The sequence below is a fragment of the Pseudomonas sp. PDM18 genome, assembly GCF_014852585.1.
In the GTDB taxonomy this organism is placed as follows: domain Bacteria; phylum Pseudomonadota; class Gammaproteobacteria; order Pseudomonadales; family Pseudomonadaceae; genus Pseudomonas.
In genome coordinates this window covers 160,520-175,731 of record NZ_JACVBX010000012.1, presented here as the reverse complement: position 1 = coordinate 175,731, position 15,212 = coordinate 160,520, and the positions used below count along the sequence as shown (strand labels likewise).

General features: G+C 66.8%; 20 protein-coding genes and 1 riboswitch. Of the genes, 14 read left to right on the top strand and 6 right to left on the bottom strand.

Annotated elements, in window-relative coordinates; translation table 11 throughout:
* Positions 1-2 precede the first annotated feature (2 nt).
* Together IB274_RS22850 and IB274_RS22845 are read right to left on the bottom strand one after the other, a co-directional pair.
* Positions 3-710, bottom strand: coding sequence for an ABC transporter ATP-binding protein (locus IB274_RS22850; RefSeq protein WP_192434994.1), 708 nt, complete (start codon positions 708-710; stop codon positions 3-5).
* 16 nt (positions 711-726) lie between these two features.
* Entirely contained in the window at positions 727-1,308 is a 582-nt protein-coding gene (locus tag IB274_RS22845; RefSeq protein ID WP_192434992.1) for a DUF2796 domain-containing protein, read from the bottom strand.
* A 129-nt stretch (positions 1,309-1,437) separates the two neighbouring features.
* On the opposite strand from IB274_RS22845, the gene IB274_RS22840 reads away from it, so the two are divergent.
* Positions 1,438-1,791, top strand: coding sequence for a hypothetical protein (locus tag IB274_RS22840; RefSeq protein WP_192434990.1), 354 nt, complete (start codon positions 1,438-1,440; stop codon positions 1,789-1,791).
* Positions 1,792-1,983: 192 nt separating this feature from the next.
* On the opposite strand, the gene trxA is transcribed toward IB274_RS22840, so the two are convergent.
* The 3 genes from trxA to IB274_RS22825 form a co-directional block, all read right to left on the bottom strand.
* Entirely contained in the window at positions 1,984-2,853 is an 870-nt protein-coding gene (gene trxA / locus IB274_RS22835) for a thioredoxin (RefSeq protein WP_192434988.1), read from the bottom strand.
* Positions 2,854-3,062: 209 nt separating this feature from the next.
* Positions 3,063-3,719, bottom strand: a complete 657-nt coding sequence (locus tag IB274_RS22830) for a class I SAM-dependent methyltransferase (protein ID WP_192434986.1) — start codon at positions 3,717-3,719, stop codon at positions 3,063-3,065.
* Complete coding sequence (locus tag IB274_RS22825) at positions 3,716-4,183, bottom strand: YbaY family lipoprotein (RefSeq protein ID WP_192434984.1); 468 nt, start codon at positions 4,181-4,183, stop codon at positions 3,716-3,718. The genes IB274_RS22830 and IB274_RS22825 overlap by 4 nt, the downstream gene beginning before the upstream one ends.
* 128 nt (positions 4,184-4,311) lie before the next feature.
* On the opposite strand from IB274_RS22825, the gene nrdR reads away from it, so the two are divergent.
* From nrdR to IB274_RS22760, 13 genes are all read left to right on the top strand, one after another.
* Complete coding sequence (gene nrdR / locus IB274_RS22820; protein WP_192434982.1) at positions 4,312-4,776, top strand: transcriptional regulator NrdR; 465 nt, start codon at positions 4,312-4,314, stop codon at positions 4,774-4,776.
* Entirely contained in the window at positions 4,773-5,873 is a 1,101-nt protein-coding gene (ribD, locus tag IB274_RS22815; RefSeq protein ID WP_192434980.1) for a bifunctional diaminohydroxyphosphoribosylaminopyrimidine deaminase/5-amino-6-(5-phosphoribosylamino)uracil reductase RibD, read from the top strand. The genes nrdR and ribD overlap by 4 nt, the downstream gene beginning before the upstream one ends.
* 122 nt (positions 5,874-5,995) lie before the next feature.
* Positions 5,996-6,158, top strand: a riboswitch (FMN riboswitch).
* Between the two features lie 154 nt (positions 6,159-6,312).
* A complete protein-coding gene (locus IB274_RS22810) occupies positions 6,313-6,981 on the top strand; it encodes a riboflavin synthase (protein WP_192434978.1) in 669 nt (222 codons plus the stop codon).
* A gap of 16 nt (positions 6,982-6,997) precedes the next feature.
* The gene (gene ribBA, locus IB274_RS22805; protein WP_192434976.1) at positions 6,998-8,095 is read left to right on the top strand and encodes a bifunctional 3,4-dihydroxy-2-butanone-4-phosphate synthase/GTP cyclohydrolase II; all 1,098 of its coding nucleotides are present in this window, start codon (positions 6,998-7,000) and stop codon (positions 8,093-8,095) included.
* A gap of 97 nt (positions 8,096-8,192) precedes the next feature.
* The gene (gene ribE / locus IB274_RS22800) at positions 8,193-8,669 is read left to right on the top strand and encodes a 6,7-dimethyl-8-ribityllumazine synthase (protein ID WP_192434974.1); all 477 of its coding nucleotides are present in this window, start codon (positions 8,193-8,195) and stop codon (positions 8,667-8,669) included.
* Positions 8,666-9,148, top strand: coding sequence for a transcription antitermination factor NusB (gene nusB, locus IB274_RS22795; protein ID WP_192434972.1), 483 nt, complete (start codon positions 8,666-8,668; stop codon positions 9,146-9,148). Before ribE ends, nusB begins: the two co-directional genes overlap by 4 nt.
* Positions 9,149-9,151: 3 nt before the next feature.
* Complete coding sequence (gene thiL / locus IB274_RS22790) at positions 9,152-10,111, top strand: thiamine-phosphate kinase (RefSeq protein WP_192434970.1); 960 nt, start codon at positions 9,152-9,154, stop codon at positions 10,109-10,111.
* Positions 10,112-10,113: 2 nt separating this feature from the next.
* A complete protein-coding gene (locus IB274_RS22785) occupies positions 10,114-10,629 on the top strand; it encodes a phosphatidylglycerophosphatase A (RefSeq protein ID WP_192434968.1) in 516 nt (171 codons plus the stop codon).
* 9 nt (positions 10,630-10,638) lie between these two features.
* Complete coding sequence (locus IB274_RS22780; RefSeq protein WP_192434966.1) at positions 10,639-11,424, top strand: substrate-binding periplasmic protein; 786 nt, start codon at positions 10,639-10,641, stop codon at positions 11,422-11,424.
* 5 nt (positions 11,425-11,429) lie between these two features.
* Positions 11,430-12,077, top strand: a complete 648-nt coding sequence (locus IB274_RS22775; RefSeq protein WP_192434964.1) for a TIGR02281 family clan AA aspartic protease — start codon at positions 11,430-11,432, stop codon at positions 12,075-12,077.
* A 118-nt stretch (positions 12,078-12,195) separates the two neighbouring features.
* Positions 12,196-12,825 carry a GTP cyclohydrolase II gene (gene ribA / locus IB274_RS22770; RefSeq protein ID WP_081517131.1) on the top strand — a complete coding sequence of 210 codons (630 nt, stop codon included), beginning with the start codon at positions 12,196-12,198 and terminating at the stop codon, positions 12,823-12,825.
* A complete protein-coding gene (locus tag IB274_RS22765; protein ID WP_192434962.1) occupies positions 12,822-13,238 on the top strand; it encodes an MFS transporter in 417 nt (138 codons plus the stop codon). Before ribA ends, IB274_RS22765 begins: the two co-directional genes overlap by 4 nt.
* A complete protein-coding gene (locus IB274_RS22760) occupies positions 13,238-14,044 on the top strand; it encodes a cobalamin-binding protein (RefSeq protein WP_192434960.1) in 807 nt (268 codons plus the stop codon). Before IB274_RS22765 ends, IB274_RS22760 begins: the two co-directional genes overlap by 1 nt.
* 137 nt (positions 14,045-14,181) lie before the next feature.
* On the opposite strand, the gene IB274_RS22755 is transcribed toward IB274_RS22760, so the two are convergent.
* Positions 14,182-15,195 carry a zinc-binding alcohol dehydrogenase family protein gene (locus IB274_RS22755; protein WP_192434958.1) on the bottom strand — a complete coding sequence of 338 codons (1,014 nt, stop codon included), beginning with the start codon at positions 15,193-15,195 and terminating at the stop codon, positions 14,182-14,184.
* Positions 15,196-15,212: the final 17 nt, after the last annotated feature.

Genomic DNA, 15,212 nt, shown 5'->3' with positions numbered 1-15,212 from the left:
GCTCAGATTCCCGGAGCGCGGGCGGCGCGGTTGAGGTCGGTCAGCGACAGGCTGCGGTCGAACAGGGTCGCCAGGCTCTGGTCGTGGCTGACGAACAGCAGGCTGGCGCCGGCCTCGCGGCATTCGGCGAACAGCAATTGGAGGAAGGCTTCGCGGGCGTCGGCGTCCAGCGCCGAGGTCGGCTCGTCGGCGATCACCAGTTCCGGCTGGCCGATCAGCGCGCGGGCGGCGGCGACGCGCTGCTGCTGGCCAATCGACAGGCTGTCAGCGCGGCGTTCGATCAGCGCCGCATCGCCCAGGCCCAGATGTTTGAGCAGCGCTTCGGCGGCCTTGGCCACGCTGCCGTGGCGCAGGGTCGCCCGCTCCGCGCGGCTGTGGGAGAAATGACAAGGCAGCTCGACGTTCTCGCGCACTGAGAGGAACGGCAGCAGGTTGAACTGCTGGAAGATGTAGCCGGTGTGGTCGACGCGAAAATGATCGCGGCGCGCCGACTTCATCTGCGCGATGTCCTCGCCGAGCAGCTTCACACTGCCGCGCTGGGGGCGCTGCACGCCGCCGAGCAGGCCGAGCAGGGTGGTCTTGCCGCTGCCGGACGGGCCCTTGAGGAGCAAGGTCTCGCCACGGCCCAGGGCGAAGGCGGGGATGTCCAGCAGCTCCGCCTGGCCGGGCCAGGCGAAGCCAAGATTGTCGAGTTCGAGCAGTGCTGTCATTTCGTCTGTTCGGGAATCAGAAGTTCAGGGTCGGGTTGGCGGCGGTCAATTCTGCACCTTGCTGGCCGCTGGGGCCGATCAGTTGTACCTGAATCTTCTGGGTCGCCGGGAAGCGTTTGAACAGTGGCGCGAAATCGAGGCTGGCCAGGTCCTGCGGCTGAGCGCAGGTCAGCTGGTAGTGGGCGTCGATGTTGGCGTGCTGGTGACCTTCGTGTTCGTCGTGGTCGCCATCTGCATGTTCGTGGTCATGATCGTGGTCTTCCGCCTTGGGCGCATCGCCGAACAGCGGGCTGGAAAGCTCCACCGACTGCACGCTGCATTTTGCCGAGGCGGGCAGGGCGAGCAGTTGCAGCGGCTGCTTGAGCTGGGCCTGCACGGTGGCGACCGTGGCCTTGTCGGCGTCGCTGGTGGCGGCATGCTCGAAGCCGACGAAGTTCATCGCCGGGCTGTCCATCTCCAGTTCCAGGGTCTTGCCGTCGAGGGCGACATTGAGCTGGGCGACGCCATGCTCGTGCTTGCCGAGGCTGCCGTGTTCATGTTCGTCGTGGGCTTGGGCGGCGATAGGCAGCAGGGCGACAGCGAGGAGCAGGGGGCGCATGGGAAACTCCGGTGCGATGAATGATTTTGTTACGTTATAACAGATGAATTATTAACGCCAGCTTAGCGTGCGTTTGGCGCGACGGCCGCGCCGTGGGAGCATGCGCGAAAGGCCGCGAGGAGAAGGGCGATGCTGAGAATCAAGGGCTCCATCGGCGACTGGCCGGTGGACCTCACCGTAGAGATGGATGACGCCGACTGGGCGCGGCTGGCGCAGAACCTGCCGGCTGCCGCCGCGGCGCCGGTGGCCGATGCTGCGCCGGCACCTGCGGCGGGCGCGCCGGTGGATCAGCTGTGGCTGGCGGCGCAGGACCTGCTGCGCCGCAGTGGCAGCAGCGAGGGGCCGCAACTGTTGGATGAGCTGGCGGCGCTGGCGGGGAGTTCAGGGGCCGCTAAGGGGCTGCTGGTGCGCCTGCGGCACAGTCCGAAGGTGAAGATCGACGTGCGCGAGGGTGTGCAGGTCTTCAACTGGGTCAAGGAGTAGAAGCTTCACGGTCTGCTCTGGTAGGACGAGTAACGCGCCAGCGTTATCCGCCGCGAATTTGATGGCGGATAACCTGTTCCAGGTTATGCGCCTTACGGTCCGGGATGCATCTGCGCTGGGGTAAGGAGAGGGCGCTGGCGCGGGCCGGGCCCATGTCGCCATGAAAAAGGGCGCCTTCCGGCGCCCTGATCATCAGTACAACACGTTCGCCAGCTTGCGACGGTAGGCGAGCACCAGCGGGTGGTCGTTGCCCAGCAGGTCGAACACCTGGACCAGCGTCTTGCGCGGCAGGTCCTCACCGTAGCTGCGGTTACGCACGAACAGCTTGAGCAGGGCGTCCAGCGCCGCTTCGTACTGCTGGCGGGCCAGTTGCTGGATGGCCAGCTGGTAGGTGGCTTCGTCATCGTTGGCATCGGCGGCCAGACGGGTCTTCAGCGTGGCCGCGTCGGGCAGGTCCGCGGCCTGGCGCAGGAAGGTCAGCTGGGCCTTGGCGGCCGCGAGGGCCTGCTTGTGGTCGTCGCTCTTCACCGCGTCAAGCACCGTCTCGGCCTCACCCAGTTCGCCGCGCTCGGCGAGACAGCGGGCGTAGAGGATCAGCGCGGCGGCGTTGGTGTTGTCTTCGCTCAGCAGTGCTTTGAGTTGCGCCTCGGCGTCGGCGAAGCGGCCTTCGTTGAAGGCGGTTTGCGCCAGTTCCAGCGGGTTGCCGGCGGCGGGGGCGGGCGGTTGCACGTGCTGCTCGAGCATCTGGCGGATCGCCGATTCGGGCTGCGCGCCGGCGAAGCCGTCCACCGGCTGGCCATCCTTGAACAGCACGACGGTGGGCAGGCTGCGGATGCCGAAGCGCATCACGATGTCCTGCTCGACATCGCAGTTGACCTTGGCCAGCAGCAGCTCGCCCTGGTAGGACTCGGTGATCTGCGCCAGCAGCGGCATCAGCGCCTTGCACGGGGCGCACCAGTCGGCCCAGAAGTCCACCAGGACCGGCTTGTGGAAGGAGTTCTCGATGACGACCTGATCGAAGTTGGCGATGCTGGCGTCGAAGATGTAGGGCGTATCGCTCATGGGGAATCTCGAATCGAGTGGGGCGATGAAGGTGGTTGCCACTATTAAGTGGGGGCGCTCTGGACGGAAACAACCCAGACGCCGGGCGCCGGTGATCCCTGTAGGAGCGCCCCATGGGCGCGATCGCGGGGATAGCCCGTGGTGCACTGCTCACGTAATGAGCGTAGGAGCGGACTCCGTTCGTGATCCTCCCACCCAATGCGCCGATGTCAGCTGCGCTGCGCGTGATAGAGGCTCACATGGCGGAATTCGGCCGGCTCGGCCAGGTCCGGCCAGGTGCAGCCGTCGAGAGTGCCCAGGCGCTGGTACAGCGGATGGCTGAAATCGCGGACCCGCGAGTCGGCCACCAGGGCCTCGCGGCCACGGCTGAGGAATTCGTCCAGCAGTGGCAGGTTGGCGCGGTCGTAGAGCACGTCGGCGACGATGATCAGGTCGTAGCGGTCTTCCTCCTGGAAGAAGTCCGCCGAGTAGGTCAGCTGCACGCCGTTCAGCTCGGCGTTGGCGCGGCAAGCATCCAGCGCCAGCGGGTCGAGGTCGCAGGCCACCACTTCGGCGGCGCCGGCCTTGGCCGCGGCGATGGCGGCGATGCCCGAGCCCGCGCCGAAATCCAGCACCCGCTTGCCGCGCACCCATTCGGGCTTTTCCGCCAGCCAGTGGGCCAGCACCAGGCCGCTGGCCCAGCAGAAGCACCAGTAGGGCGGTTCTTCGAGAATGCGCCGGGTCTCGTCGGGGCTGAACTCACGGTCCATGTTCTGCGCGTCGATCAGCCAGAGGTGGATGTCGGTGCCGGGCAAGGTTTCGGCCGACAGGCGAGCGTCGCCGAGCAGTTCACCGAGGGCTGTCTGTAGGGAAATCGGTGGCGTCACGGCGCGCGCTCCAGGCGCAGCTCGCCGAGGGCGCGGGTTTCCGGCTGGGTGATGCGCACCGGCGGCAGGCGCCAAGCCAGTTGGCCGGACTGCGAGACGCGGCCGTGCAGTTCGACGCGGGCGCCGGCCGGGAAGGACTCTGGGTTGAACACCACGCGGAACGGCAGGGCCTGGCCGGTGGCGATCATCTTCTCGCTGGAGAGCAACTGCTGCGGGCGGTCGCGCTGGTCGATCACCAGCAGCGCCAGCTCTACTTCGCTGCCCGCTGGCAGGAACCCCTGAGCGCTGCTGAGCTGGCCGCTGAGGGCGCGCATGTTGGCTGGTACGGGCTCGTCCAGCGGGGAAGTCGATTTCTTCGTGACGGCAACCGGCTGGGTGACCGGCGCGGGCTTTTCGCTGGCGCAGGCGGCCAGCAGGACGGTAAGGGACAGGCAGAGCAGGCGGGCAAACATGGCGGGCTCCATCGCAACAGATTCCAGGCGGGCGCCTGTATAGCCTAATGCCTGCGGCCTGTCTCGTGGGAGCGGGGTTTATTCGGCCAGACGATGCGCTACCATGAGCCTCTTACCCTTCTGACTGCCCAAGACTCGCCATGCACTGTCCTTTCTGCGGCGCCCACGACACCAAAGTCATCGATTCGCGCCTGGTTGCCGAGGGCGACCAGGTCCGCCGGCGCCGTGAGTGCCTGAACTGCGGCGAGCGTTTCACTACCTTCGAGACCGCCGAGCTGGTCATGCCGCGCCTCATCAAGCAGGACGGCAGCCGCCAGCCCTTCGACGAGGACAAGCTGCGCGCCGGTATGCAGCGTGCGCTGGAAAAGCGCCCGGTGAGCATCGAGCGGCTGGAGGAGGCGCTGGCGCACATCAAGCACAAGCTGCGCGCCACCGGCGAGCGCGAGATCAAATCGCGGGTGCTGGGCGAACTGGTAATGGCCGAGCTGCAGAAGCTCGATGAAGTCGCCTACATCCGCTTCGCCTCGGTCTATCGCCGCTTCCAGGACCTCAACGAATTCCGCGAGGAGATCGAGCGCCTGGCCCGCGAGCCGTCGAAGGAATGAGTGCCATGGACGAGCTGTGGATGGCCCGCGCCATCGAGCTGGCGCGCAAGGGCTGGTACACGACTCACCCCAATCCCCGCGTCGGCTGCGTCATCGTCCGTGATGGCGATGTGGTCGGCGAAGGCTGGCACGTCCGCGCCGGCGAGCCCCACGCGGAAGTCCACGCCCTGCGCCAGGCTGGCGACAAGGCCCGTGGCGCCACCGCCTACGTCACCCTGGAACCCTGCAGTCACTTCGGCCGCACGCCGCCGTGTGCCGACGCGCTGATAGGCGCGGGCCTCGCCCGCGTGGTCGCGGCCATGCAGGACCCAAACCCGCAGGTCGCCGGCAGCGGCATGCGGCGCATCGCCGAAGCGGGCATTGAAGTGCGTTCCGGCGTGCTGGAGAACGAAGCCCGCGCGCTGAACGTCGGTTTCCTGAAGCGCATGCAAACCGGCCTGCCCTTCGTCCGCGTGAAGTTGGCAATGAGCCTGGACGGCCGCACCGCCATGGCCAGCGGCGAGAGCCAGTGGATCACCGGCCCGGCTGCGCGCCGCGCCGTGCAACGCCTGCGCGCGCAATCCAGCGTGGTGCTCTCCGGCGCCGATACCGTGCTGACCGACGACGCCCGCCTCACCGTGCGCCCTGACGAACTGGGCCTGGACGCCGAACAGACCGAACTGGCCTCGCAGCGCCGGCCATTGCGCGTGCTGATCGACGGCCGCCTCCGCGTGCCGTTGACCGCCACCTTCTTCCAGGCCGGCTCCGCGCTGGTAGTGAGCACCCGTGACGACCCGAACTACGCCGTGGTCGGCCACGAATTGCTGAATCTCGCCGGCCTCGACGGCCAGGTCGACCTGATGGTGCTGCTGGCCGAGCTCGGCCGTCGTGGCGTCAACGAAGTGCTCGTGGAAGCCGGCCCGCGCCTGGCTGGTGCCTTTGCCCGCCTCGGGCTGGTGGACGAATACAGCATCTTCATGGCGCCCAAGTTGCTGGGCTCCTCCGCGCGTCCGCTGCTGGAGCTGCCGCTGGAGCGCATGAGCGAATCCCGCGAGCTGAAGATCGTCGACATCCGCGCGGTGGGAGACGACTGGCTGGTCACCGCCAGGCCGCTGTGATGCCGGGCCCGCGCCACAGTCTTTGGCTTGCCGGCGGGCGCGGAGCGATCAATAGGAAGCTTCCGACTTGCGCCGGCCTGTGGTAAAACGCCACACGCGGTCGATGCTGTAACGACCGCGATTGACGTTCTCAGGGCGGGGTGCAAGTCCCCACCGGCGGTAATGACGCGCAATGCGTCTAGCCCGCGAGCGCCTGTCCAGACCGGTTCGCCGGATGGCCAGGGTCAGCAGACCCGGTGTGATTCCGGGGCCGACGGTCATAGTCCGGATGAAGAGAGAACGGGATGAGCCATCGGGGCGTGCCTGCGCGCGTCCGTGAAATCCCTTCGATCGATACGCCCTGTTTTTTAACCAAAACAGGAGTTCGCCACATGCATCATCTTTCCCAGTTGGCTACGCGGCCTTGCCGGCCAGCGGCCTTTGCCGTGCGGGAGGCCTCATGTTCACCGGCATAATCGAATCCATCGGCACCATCGCATCCATCACCCCGAAAGGCGGTGACGTGCGCCTGTACGTGAAGACCGGCAAGCTCGATCTCGCCGACGTCAAGCTGGGCGACAGCATCGCCGTCAATGGCATCTGCCTGACGGCGGTGGAACTGCCCGGCGACGGCTTCTGGGCCGACGTCAGCCGCGAGACGCTGGCACGCACCGCCTTCGCCCAGCTCAAGATCGGCAGCCGAGTGAACCTGGAAAAGGCCCTGACGCCGACCACCCGCCTGGGCGGCCACCTGGTCAGCGGCCACGTCGACGGTGTCGGCGAGATCATCAAGCGCGAGGAAAACGCCCGCGCCATCCAGTTCACCGTGCGCGCACCGCGTGAGCTGGCCAAGTACATCGCGCTCAAGGGCTCGATCACCGTGGACGGCACCAGCCTGACGGTGAACGCAGTCAACGGCGCCGAGTTCGAGCTGACCATCGTTCCGCACACCGTGCAGGAGACGATCATGGCCGACTACCGCGGTGGTCGCCTGGTCAACCTCGAAGTCGACCTGCTGGCGCGCTATCTGGAACGCCTGCTGTTGGGCGACAAGGCGGCGGACCCCGCCGCTGGCGCTGGTGGCATCACCGAAGCATTCCTGGCCGAAAACGGCTTCATGAAACACTGATAAGGCTCTTCCCCGTATGGCACTCAACAGCATTGAAGAACTGCTCGACGACATGCGTCAGGGCAAGATGGTCATCCTCATGGATGACGAGGACCGCGAGAACGAAGGCGACCTGATCATCGCCTCCGAGTGTGTCCGCACCGAAGACATCAACTTCATGGCCCGCTTCGCTCGTGGCCTGATCTGCATGCCGATGACCCGCGAGCGCTGCGAGCGCCTAGGCATCCCGCTGATGGTGCAGCGCAACGGCTCCGGCTTCGGCACCAAGTTCACCGTTTCCATCGAGGCCGCCGAAGGCGTCACCACCGGCATCTCCGCCGCTGACCGCGCCCGCACCGTGCAGGCCGCCGCCGCGAAGAACGCCGTCGCCGCCGACATCGTCAGCCCCGGCCACATCTTCCCGCTGATGTCGCAGCCCGGCGGCGTACTGGCTCGTGCCGGTCACACCGAAGCGGCCTGCGACCTGGCGCGCATGGCCGGTTTCGAGCCGTCCGGGGTGATCTGCGAGATCATGAACGACGACGGCACCATGGCCCGTCGCCCGGAACTGGAAGAGTTCGCCCAGCAGCACGGCATCAAGATCGGCACCATTGCCGACCTGATCCACTACCGCCTGATCCACGAGCGCACCGTGGAGCGCCTGGCCGAGCAGCCGCTGGATACCGAGCTGGGCCAGTTCAACCTGATCACCTACCGCGATTCCGTGGAAGGCGACGTGCACCTGGCGCTGACCCTGGGCAAGGTCTGCCCGGAAGAGCCGACCCTGGTGCGCGTGCACAACCCCGACCCGCTGCGCGACCTGCTGATGGTCAACCAAGCGGGCCGCTGGAGCCTGCGCGCAGCCATGGCCAAGGTGGCCGAGGCCGGCACTGGCGTGGTCCTGCTGTTGGGCCACCAGGTCGGCGGCGATGATCTGCTGGCGCATGTCCGCGAGATCACCAACACCCCGGCCCCCGTACAGAAGCCGACCACCACCTACAGCACCGTGGGTGCCGGTTCGCAGATCCTGCGCGACCTGGGCGTTCGCAAGATGCGCCTGATGTCGGCACCGATGCGCTTCAACGCGATATCCGGTTTCGACCTGGAAGTTGTAGAATACCTGCCCGCTGAATGAACCTCGCCGCCGTGCCCTGGCACGGCGGTGCCGTTCTTCTACCCTATTTGCGGAGCGCCACTGTGACGCTCCGGCTCTTTAACAGTGAGACTTGTCCATGACCCTGAAGACCATCGAAGGTACCTTCATCGCCCCCAAAGGCCGCTTCGCCCTGGTGGTTGGCCGCTTCAACAGCTTCGTGGTGGAAAGCCTGGTGGAAGGCGCCGTCGACGCGCTGGTGCGCCACGGCGTTGCCCAGAGCGAAATCACCGTGATCCGCGCTCCGGGCGCCTTCGAAATCCCGCTGGTTGCGCAGAAAGTCGCCCAGCGCGGCGAGTTCGACGCCATCATCGCCCTCGGCGCGGTGATCCGTGGCGGCACTCCGCACTTCGAGTACGTTGCTGGTGAGTGCACCAAGGGTCTGGCGCAGGTTTCCCTGCAGTTCGGCGTGCCGGTTGCCTTCGGCGTGCTGACTGTCGACTCCATCGAACAAGCCATCGAGCGCTCCGGCACCAAGGCCGGCAACAAAGGCGCTGAAGCTGCCCTGTCCGCCCTGGAAATGGTGAGCCTGCTGTCGCAGCTGGAGGCCAAGTGAGCACCCAGGACGGCAGCAACACCCCGGCCAAGGCCGCCAAGCCGAACAAGATCGCCATGCGTCGCAAGGCGCGCAGCCTCGCGGTGCAGGCCCTGTACTCCTGGCAGATGGCCGGCCAGCCGCTCAACGAGATCGAGGCGACCTTCCGTACCGACAACGATTTCAGCGATGTCGACGGCGCCTACTTCCACGAGATCCTGCACGGCGTACCGCGCCTGAAGACCGATCTGGACGAGGCGTTCACCCCTTGCCTGGACCGCGCGCTGGAAGAGATCGACCCGGTGGAGCTGGCCATCCTGCGCCTGGCCACCTACGAACTGAGCAACCGCCTGGACGTGCCGTACAAGGTCGTCATCAACGAAGGTATCGAGCTGGCCAAGACCTTCGGCGCCACCGACGGACACAAGTTCGTCAACGGCGTGCTGGACAAGCTCGCCCCGCGCCTGCGCGCCGCCGAACTGCGTGGCGCCAAGCGCTGAGGCATGGGTGAGTTCGAGCTGATCCGTCGCTACTTCGCCTCGGCCGCCTGTGCGGCCGGCGGCGAGGCAGTGGCATTGGGGATTGGCGACGACTGCGCGCTCCTCGCGCCCAAGGCCGGCGAACAGCTGGCGATCTCCACCGATACCCTGGTCGTCGGCGTGCATTTTCCCGCCGTCTGCGATCCCTTCCTGCTTGGCCAGCGTGCCCTGGCGGTGTCCGCCAGCGACCTGGCGGCCATGGGCGCCGCGCCCATCGGCTTCACCCTTGCCCTGACCCTGCCCGAGGCCGACCCGGCCTGGCTGGAAGGTTTCGCCCGTGGCCTGAACCAGAAGGCGCAGGAATGCGCGCTGGTGCTGATCGGCGGCGACACCACCCGTGGCCCGCTGGCGATGACCGTCACCGTATTCGGCGGAGTGCCCGCCGGGCAGGCGCTGACCCGCGCCGGTGCGCGGCCGGGCGACCTGCTCTGCGTCGGTGGCCCGCTGGGCGAAGCGGGCGGGGCGTTGCCGCTGGTGCTGGGCGAGATGACCGCCGAACCGTCCGTCGCCGAGCCGCTGCTGGCGCGCTACTGGTCGCCGCAGCCGCAGCTGGACTTCGGCCAGGCGCTGCGCGGCAAGGCCACCGCGGCGCTGGATATTTCCGACGGGCTGCTCGCCGACTGCGGACACATCGCCCGCGCCTCCGGCGTGGCGCTCATCGTCGAAGCCGACAAGCTGCCGGAAAGCCCGGCGCTGGAAGCCCTGCTGGGCGCCGAGCGCGCGCAGCAGCTCAAGCTGGGCGCCGGTGACGACTACGTGCTCGCCTTCACCCTGCCTGCCGAGCATCTGCCTGCACTTTCGGCGAACTGGCCGGCCCTGCGCGTGGTCGGTAGGGTGGAAGCCGGTTCAGGTGTCCGCGTGCTCGATGGCACCGGCGCCGACATCACGCCGCGTCAGGGCGGCTACCTGCATTTCATGGAGTGACCGTGACAGAACACCCCAACCAGGCCCCGGCCCAACCCGTACCCCATTCGGTATGGAGCAATCCCTGGCACTTCCTGGCCTTCGGCTTCGGCTCGGGCACCCTGCCCAAGGCGCCGGGCACCTGGGGTTCGCTGGTTGCGCTACCCTTCATACCACTCTGGCAGATGCTGCCGGACTGGGGTTACTGGCTGATGCTGGGCGTCACCATGCTGTTCGGCTTCTGGCTGTGCGGCAAGGTCGCCGATGACCTGCGTGTACACGATCACGAAGGCATCGTCTGGGACGAGATGGTCGGCATGTGGATCACCCTCTGGCTGGTGCCGGAAGGCTGGTGGTGGTTGCTGGTCGGTTTCGTGGTGTTCCGCATCGTCGACATTGCCAAGCCCTGGCCGATCAGCTGGATCGACCGCAACGTCCATGGCGGCGTCGGCATCATGCTGGACGATGTACTGGCCGGCGTTTTCGCCTGGCTGGTGATGCAAGGCCTGACATGGGGTTGGGCCCACTGGCTGATCTGAGGATGATCGATGCGCCGACTGCTGTGCCTGCTCCTCTGCCTGTGCTGGCTGCCGGCGATGCCCCTGGTGTCGGCCCAGGCCGCCGACAAGACCGCCGAAGCGCCTGCCGGGCTGCCCGCGGAGGTCCGGGTGGTCAGCGAGGTGTGGGTCAACTACAGCCAGGCCGACGGCCGTGGCCTGGCCTGGGACCTGCTGCGGGCCATCTACGAGCCCGAAGGTGTCCGCCTGAGCCTGCGCAGCGAGCCCTACGTGCGCTCGGTCGGATTGGTGCAGCGCGGCGAGGCGGATGCCTGGGTCGGCTCCTACCGCAATGAAATCGACCACATCATCTATCCCCACTGGCCTTATGACGTCGATCCCATCGGCGCGCTGGGCCTGAAGACGTCGCCCAAGCCGAGCCTGGCCACGCTCGACCGTTACCGCCTGGCGTGGATGCGCGGCTATGCGTTCGACCGCTACCTGGATCACCTCAAGCAGCGCAACGAGCTGCAACGGCGCAGCTCCGCGCTACCGATGCTCGATGGCCACCGCATCGACTACTTCATCGACGCGCGGCCGGAGTTGGAGGAGATGATCGCGGCCAGGGGCGTTGATGCCAGCGTCTACCACATCACCGATGTTGGTTCGATTCCGCTGTATCTTGGCTTCGCCGACAATGACCGTGGGCGGGCGTTGGCGAAACTCTATGATTCACGCATGCAGGTGCTTTACCGCAGCGGCGAGCTGGAGCGCCTCTTCGCCCGCTGGCACTGGCCCTACGCCCCGCTGAAACCGCTGCTGCCGCCCAAGGAGTGATCGCCATGCACCGCCTGTACGCCATGCTCTGCCTGTCCCTCTGTTCCTTCGCCGCGCTGGCAGCGCCGCAGGTGCAGGTGGTGGGGCTCTTCCCTGGTGCGGCGGTGCTCAGCATCGACGGCCAGCGCAAGCTGGTGAAGGTCGGCCAGACCGGTCCGGAAGGCGTGCAGGTAATCAGCGCCGACAGCCACAAGGCGGTTCTCCGCGTGGGTGGCGTCGAGCAGACCTATGAGTTGAGCCGCGAGTACAACACGGCCGGTTATGCCACCCCCGCTGCGCACACCGAGATGAGCATCGCCCGCGGTACCGGCGGCCATTACTGGGTGGCCGGCACGATCAACAACCAGAATGCGCAGTTCCTGGTGGACACCGGCGCGACCTCGATCGCCATGAACGAAGGTCAGGCCCGGCGCCTGGGGCTGGATTACCGCGCTGGTGGTACGCCGATGATGGCCTCCACCGCCAGCGGCACGGCCAAGGGCTGGCGGGTAACGCTCAACAGCGTGAAGCTCGGCGGCGTCGAGGTGCTGGGCGTCGAGGCGGTGGTCCTCGAAGGCGACTTCCCCACCGAAATCCTGCTGGGCATGAGCTACCTCAATCGCGTCGGCTGGCGTGAAGACCAGGGCATGATGTACATCCAGGCCAAGCACTGACGCGGCTTCTATCAACCGCATCGATGCTTATCTTGCAGAATTCGCAATGACGGTGCAGCCGGTGCAGCTGTTACAATCCCGGTCCTCTTTCCTTAGATAAATCTTTCAGGAGTTTCCGGTGTCTGTCGTTTTCGTCGCCGCCTCCAAGCTGCCCACCCCCTTTGGCGAATTCACCATGCATGGCTTCCTCGACGAGGAAACCGGCAAGGAACACGTCGCCCTGACCATGGGCAAGCTCGACGACGGCCAGCCGGCGCTGGGGCGTCTGCATTCCGAATGCCTCACCGGCGATGCGCTGTTCAGCCTGCGCTGCGACTGCGGTTTCCAGCTCGAGGGCGCATTGTCGGCCATCGCCAAGGAAGGTCGCGGTGTCCTGCTGTACCTGCGCCAGGAAGGCCGTGGCATCGGCCTGCTTAACAAGATCCGCGCCTACGCCCTGCAGGACGAAGGTGCCGATACCGTGGAAGCCAACCTGGCCCTGGGCTTTGGCGCCGACCAGCGTGACTACGCCATGTGCCTGCCGATGCTCAAACACTTGGGCGTCTGCTCGCTGCGGCTGATGACCAACAACCCGCGCAAGGTGAAGGCGCTGGAAGGCTACGGCCTGACCGTCGCCGAGCGCGTGCCGCTGCAGAAGGGCCTGAACCCGCACAACAAGCGTTACCTGCAGACCAAGGCAGGCAAGCTGGGCCACATGCTGGGCAACATGCATCAGGGCGAAGCCGAGGCCGAGGCATCCGCTTCGTGAATCGCGGCGCTGCCCGGCGTCGGCTGAATCTGATTTGGTGGTTGCTGCTGGCGCTTGCGCTGGCGCCGCAACACCTGATGCTCGCGCTGGTGGGCGACGCGCCCGGGCCGGAATCGCTGGCCACGCCGGTGTTCGTCGTCGGCCTGCTGTCGATGTTCCTCACCCTGCCGCTGTTCCGCCGCTACAAGCATGCGCTGATTGCTACCGGCAAAGCCCGCGATGGCGCCGATGAGTCCACCGCCTGGCAGACGCTGGGGGCCGCGCAGCGCCGTGGCGCGTTGGTCGGCAGCCTGCCGGCCTGGATTGGCGCCCTGGCGGTGCTGGTCGACCTGCATGGTGTGCCCATCCTACTGCTGGGCTTCGCCAGCCTGGTCATCCTCTGGCTGTACCGCCTGCCGCGTCAACTGGCCTGATGCGCCGTTTCCTCTGCCTGCTCCTGCTGCTTGCCGGCCTGCCGGTTACCGCAGCGGAGCGGGTGGTCAGCCTGGCGCCCTCGCTCACCGACATGGTCCTCGAACTGGGCGCCGCCAACCGGCTGGTGGGCGTGCTCGATGGCGGGCCGCGTCCGGAATCCCTGCAAGGCCTGCCGTCCGTCGGTCGCTACGGCCAGGTCAATCTCGAACAGATTCTTGCCCTGCAGCCCGACCTGCTGCTGGTCTGGCCCGGCGCTGTGCCTGACGCGCAACTGCAGCGCCTGAAGGCTGTCGGCATTCCTGTCTATTTGGCTGATCCGCACCGACTGGAGGATATCTCCCGGCAGTTCCGTGAACTGGGCGAGCGTCTGGGGCGGCCGGAGAAGGGGCGTGAGTTGGCGCAGGTCTTTGATGCGCGCATGGCGCAGCTGCGGGCGCAGTACCGCCGCGAGCGGCCGCTCAAAGTGTTCTATCAGGTGTGGGACCGTCCGCTCTATACCGTCGGCGGCCGGCAGATCATCAGCCAAGCGCTGGAGGTCTGCGGGGGGAGCAACCTGTTCGCGGATCTTGACCTGCCAGCGCCGCAGATTGGCCAGGAAGCCGTGCTGGCGCGCGATCCGCAGGTGATCCTGGCAGCCAGCGAAGACCAGTTGCGTGGCTGGAACGACATGCAGCAGCTCAGCGCCACGCGGCTGAAGCAGCTCTGGGTAGTGCCGGATCGCAACCTGGAGAAGCCGAGCTTCGCGATGCTCGGCGCTACCGAGAAGCTCTGTCGGATGCTTGCCGGGGCCAGGGCCAGCGACTGAGTCGGCCGGGGTTCGCGAGCAAGCTCGCTCCTACAGATCACCGGAAACGCCGGAGCGGCTCTTCGTAGGAGCGAGCTTGCTCGCGAACGGCCTTGCACAGGCGCTTCCCTCACGGCGCCCTACAAGGACCTACCGGGTCAGAACCCTTCCAGCACGATCTTGCCCTTGGCCGTGTTGCTTTCCAGCAGCGCGTGGGCGCGGCGCAGGTTGGCCGCATTGATCTCGCCGAAGTGCTCGCCCAGGGTGGTTTTCAGCACGCCATTGTCGATCAGCCCGGCCACGCGCTGCAGCAGCTTGTGCTGCTCGATCATGTCGTCGGTCTGGAACATCGAGCGGGTGTACATGAACTCCCAGTGCAGCGACAGGCTCTTCTGCTTGAGCAGACGCACGTCGAGGTTGTCCGGGTCGTCGATCAGCGCCAGGCGGCCTTGCGGGCGCAGGCTGGCGACGATTTCAGGCAGATGCTGCTCGGTCTGGTTGAGGCTGGCCACGTGGGTGACTTCGCCGACGCCGATGCGCTTGAGCTCTTCGCTCAGCGGTTTGCGGTGATCGATCACGTGGTGCGCGCCGAGGTTGCGCACCCACTCCTGGGTTTCCGGACGAGAAGCCGTGCCGATCACCGTCAGGCCGGTGAGCTGGCGCGCCAGCTGGGTGAGGATCGAACCGACCCCGCCGGCAGCGCCGACAATCAGCAGGCTCTGCCCGGCGCTGGCCTTGCCTTCGGCCACCTGCAAGCGGTCGAACAGCAGTTCCCAGGCGGTGATGGTGGTCAGCGGCAGGGCGGCGGCGTGGGCGAAATCCAGGCTCTGCGGCATCGCACCGACGATGCGCTCGTCCACCAGTTGCAGCTCGGCGTTGCTGCCGGGGCGGGTCAGGTCGCCGGCGTACCAGACTTTGTCGCCCGGCTTGAACAGGCTGACCTCGCTACCCACCGCGCGGACCACACCGGCGGCATCCCAGCCCAGCACCTTGTACTGGCCTTCGGTGGGCTGGGCGCGCTGGCGCACCTTGGTGTCCACGGGGTTGACGGAGATGGCGCGCACTTCCACCAGCAGGTCGCGCGGGCCGGGTGTGGGTTCGGGCAGCTGGATGTCGAGCAGGGAGTTAACGTCGTTGCTGGGCAGACTTTGGGCGTAGCCGATGGCTTTCATGGGAATTCCTATGCGGT